4 protein-coding genes are annotated in these 4,162 nt (G+C 71.8%); all 4 read right to left on the bottom strand.

Annotated features, from left to right (window positions below):
• Positions 1-54 precede the first annotated feature (54 nt).
• The 4 genes from AB0C29_RS36635 to AB0C29_RS36620 all read right to left on the bottom strand — a co-directional run bounded on the left by AB0C29_RS36635 (position 55) and on the right by AB0C29_RS36620 (position 3,953).
• Positions 55-261, bottom strand: a complete 207-nt coding sequence (locus AB0C29_RS36635) for a hypothetical protein (RefSeq protein WP_360554920.1) — start codon at positions 259-261, stop codon at positions 55-57.
• Positions 262-347: 86 nt separating this feature from the next.
• On the bottom strand, positions 348-1,139 hold the full coding sequence (locus AB0C29_RS36630; RefSeq protein WP_360830364.1) for an HAD family hydrolase: 792 nt from the start codon (positions 1,137-1,139) through the stop codon (positions 348-350).
• Positions 1,136-2,602, bottom strand: coding sequence for an FAD-dependent monooxygenase (locus AB0C29_RS36625; RefSeq protein ID WP_360830362.1), 1,467 nt, complete (start codon positions 2,600-2,602; stop codon positions 1,136-1,138). Before AB0C29_RS36625 ends, AB0C29_RS36630 begins: the two co-directional genes overlap by 4 nt.
• Before the next feature lies 1 nt (position 2,603).
• Positions 2,604-3,953 carry a dipeptidase gene (locus tag AB0C29_RS36620; protein WP_360830359.1) on the bottom strand — a complete coding sequence of 450 codons (1,350 nt, stop codon included), beginning with the start codon at positions 3,951-3,953 and terminating at the stop codon, positions 2,604-2,606.
• Positions 3,954-4,162 lie beyond the last annotated feature (209 nt).

The raw sequence follows: 4,162 nt of genomic DNA, 5'->3' as shown, positions 1-4,162 counted from the left end.
CACCGCGTGGCGACGGGGTGCGCCGGGCGACGGGCCCGGGGACATGGAGCAAAGTCAGGCGGCCACCGGCTCCGTGATGCGGTAGCCGCGGGCGCGGATGGCCTCGGCGACGCGGCTGAGCTGCGCGTCGAGCTGGCACAGGGCGTCGGACAGCTCAGCGAGCTGAGCGGTGAGGGCGGTGTCGTCCCACCCGGAGACGTCGACGTCTCCCAGAGCACTGCCGGCGGCGCGGAGCGCCACGATCGCCTCGTTCGAACTCATGTTCGAATCCTAACAGGAATGATCTCGCCCGCGCAGCAGACTCACCCGATCAAGCGAAGCCGATTGCCGCGGGTATGAACTTGCTGCTAGATGAGCCCCAGGCGGGTCAAGGCATGCGCGAAACCGTCCTCCTCGACCGTCTCGGTCACCGTTGTCGCCGCGGCCAGCACTTCCTTCGGGGCGTCGGCCATCGCCACCGATCTGCCCACCGCGGTGAACATCGGGATGTCGATCGGCATGTCTCCGAAGGCAACTGCCTGGTCCGCCGGCACGTCGACCTCGCGCAGGGCCCGTACCACTCCGCTGGCCTTGTTGATGCCGGCCGGCGCGATCTCGACGATCTCCGGACCCGCGAGGCTCAGACTCAGCGGGATGCCACGCCGGGTCAGCAGGGCGATGAGGTCGGCCGGGCCGAGCGTCGGGTGGCACAGCGTCATCGCGCAGGCCGCCACTCCCGCGAACGCGTCGACGGAGACCACCGCCGACGGGCCATTGTGCTGGGAGGTACGGATCGCGACGTAGGCCTCGTTCATCCGCCACGATTCGCCGTCGTAGATCGCGACTCCCGCCTCCGGCAGCTCGGCGCGTACGAGCGACAGCAGCGCCTGCACGGCGTCGGATTGCAGGGTGTCGCGCCACAGGACTGATGGGGGCTGGAACGCGTACCCGAGGGAGCCGCCGCAGCAGACCGCCAGCGTGAGGTGCGGGGTCAGCTCTGTGAGGGCGCGGACTCCGGCTGGGGAGCGGGCGGTGGCGGCGATGACCGGGATGCCCTGTGCCCGTAGCGCGTGGCAGGCCGCGATGGTCGCCTCGCTGATCGTCCCGTCGGCGCGGACGATCGTGCCGTCCAGGTCGGTGACGACCGCCGTGCTGGTCACCGCGGCATGGCCTGTGTGAACACCGCGGCGGCCTGCGAGGGTGGCGCCGCCGCGGCCACGAAGCCGTCCGGCCGTACGAGATAGAGCTGCCCCGGAAGCAACGGCGTCTGCGGCGCGGCGTCGAACAGGTGCACCGGCAGTCCCAGGTCCGGCACGTCGGATTGCTCGATCCCGCCGTACCCGTGGATCTGCCATTGCAGTGACCGCAGCACCTCGTAGTTGCTGCCGGCCCACGCCAGCCGGCGGCCGACCACCGGGTCGCGCCCCTCGTCCGGCGTCATGCGGTAGCGGATCCGGAGCTGCGCAACGTAGCCGAAGAAGCGCGAGCCGCCACCCGTCCGCGGCAGCAGCCGAACGCCGACCGGCGCGAGCAGGGGCACAATCAACCGGCGCAGCGCCCGCAGCTGGACCCGTTGCGAGGTGATGTAGCCGAACATCCGGTCGGTCGTCGCCACCAGGGTCCGGGCGACCGGGCGCCGCTCGGCCTCGTAGCGGTCCAGCCAGGCGTCGCCGGCGCGGCCGTGCACCACGTCGGCGAGCTTGAAGGCCAGGTTGTGCGCGTCCTGCAGACCGGTGTTCATGCCCTGGCCGCCGACCGGCGAGTGCACGTGCGCGGCGTCGCCGGCCAGGAAGAAGCGGCCGTCGCGGAACGTCGCCGCCACCCGGTGGTGCACCTTGTAGGTCGCGAACCAGCGGGACTGCGCGTAGGTCACCGCGAACGAGCGCCGGATCCGGGCCTGCGCGTCCTGCTCGGTGATCTCGCCGTCGCCGTCGTCGTCACGGGCCAGACCGATCAGCCGCCAGTTGCCGCGGCCACGCATCGGGAAGCCGAGCAGGAACTCGTCGCCGGCCGGCCGGACGTTGATCGCGTCGGCCACCAGCCCACCGACCGCCGTCGCGTCGATCACGTAGAACAGGTGTGGGCTGGTCACGCCGTCGAAGGCGATGCCCCGCGACTTGCGGACCACCGAATTCGCCCCGTCCGCGCCGACGCAGAACCGCGCCGTGATCCTCTCGTCGCCGACCACGGCATCGACACGCTCGGCGGTGGCGGTCAGCGAGGAGACCTGCCGGCCCCAGCGGACGTCGCCGCCGAGGGCCCGCAGGTTCTCGTACAGGATTTCCTCGTTGCGGCTCTGCTCCAAGATCTCGATCCACGGGTACGGCGTCACGTCGCCACCCAGCGGCCCGATCGGGATCCGGCCGAACACGCGATCCCCGAAGCCCGGAGCCAGCGCGACCGCCCGGTGTGCCGCCGCGAGCACCTTGTCCGCGATGCCGAGCTGGTCGTACACCTCGAGGCTGCGAGCCTGCACCACCAGCGCGCGTGACTCCCGGGTGGGGCCGTCCTTGCCGTCGACCACGATGACCCGGACGCCGAGCTTCACCAGCCAGTTCGCCAGCATCAGCCCGGTGGGGCCGGCGCCGACGACCAGTACGTCGCAGCTCAGCTCGGCGGCCATGTCATTTACCCAGCGCGGCCACGTTGCGCAGCAGCAGGGCCTCGGCGAGGCAGACCCGGGCGAACTCGCCGAGGTGCAGGCTCTCGTTCGGCCCGTGCGCGCCGGCGTACGGGTCCTCGACGCCGGTCACGAGGATCGCCGCCTCCGGGAAGAGCTCCTGGAAGGTGGCGATGAACGGGATCGAGCCACCCACGCCCATGTCGACCGGCGCGACCCCGTCCCAGGCCTGCTGGAACGCGGCCCGGGCGGCGTCGTACGCGGGGCCGGTCGCGTCGATGACGCAGGGCTCGCCGCCGCTCTCCAGCGTGACCTCGACGTGGGCACCCCACGGCACGAACTTCTCGACGTGGGCACGGATCGCCGCGTACGCCGAATTCCAGTCGTCGCCGGGCGCGAGCCGCACGCTCAGCTTGGCCTTGGCCCGCGGCACCAGGGCGTTCGGCGCCTCGCTGGCCTTCGGCGCGTCGATGCCGAGCACCGAGACGGACGGCTTGGTCCAGATCCGGTCGGTGAGCCGGCCCTCGCCGATCAGCTTGACGCCGTCGAGCACGCCGGCCTCGTGGCGGAAGCGGTCCTCCGGGTAGTCGACAGTCGCGGCCTCACGACGGGCCAGACCGTCGATGAGAACCTCACCGTTCTCGTCGTGCAGGGTGGCGATGAGCCGGGCCAGCACGGTGAGCGCGTCCGGCACCGCACCACCGAACATGCCGCTGTGCACGGCGTTGTTCAGGGTGCTGACCTCGACGAAGCAGTTGACCAGGCCGCGCAGCGACGTGGTCAGGGCCGGTACGCCGATGTCCCAGTTGCCGGAGTCGGCGATGACGATGACGTCGGAGCGCAGCGTCTCCTTGTGGGTCTCGAGCAGCTCGTCGAGCGAATCGGAGCCGAACTCCTCCTCGCCCTCCACGAACAGCACAACGCCGACCGGCAGCTCGTCGCCGAACGCCCGCAGCGCGGCGACGTGCGCCATCACGCCGGCCTTGTCGTCGGCGGCGCCGCGACCGTAGAGCCGGCCGTCGCGCTCGACCGGCTCGAACGGGTCGCTGGTCCACAGCGCGGGGTCACCGGCCGGCTGCACGTCGTGGTGGGCGTAGAGCAGGACGGTCGGCGCACCCTCGGGCGCGGCCTTGCGACCGATGACGGCGGGCTGCCCCGCGCCGCGGACGATCTGCACCTCGAGGCCGCAGCCGCGCAGCAGCTCGGCGACGGCCTCGGCGGACCGCTCGACGTGCGAGTGGTCAAAACCGTCGAACGCGATCCCGGGGATGCGGACCAGCCGCTCGAGGTCGGCGCGGACACCGGGCAGCTCGCGCGCGATCGCGGCGCGCAGGTCGTCTTCGGTCAGGCTCATGCCATCGCCTCCGCCGGCGCTCCGGCGAGACGATCCGTCGGACGCGGAGTTGATGATTGGGTAGCAAGCTCGCTCATGAACCGATCCTAAGCCGGGCGGCTCGGGTCGTGCGGGCCTGCTTCACGGGCCTGTGGACAACTCAGCCGGCCGGCGGCGCCGGCGGCTCGTCGTCGGGGCGGCGGCCCTTGCCGGCCCAGCCCCGGGCGCCG

It is taken from the genome of Actinoplanes sp. NPDC048791, from assembly GCF_040650095.1.
GTDB lineage: Bacteria > Actinomycetota > Actinomycetes > Mycobacteriales > Micromonosporaceae > Actinoplanes.
Note: the sequence above shows the minus strand (reverse complement) of the source record. Positions and strands in the feature narration are given on the sequence as shown.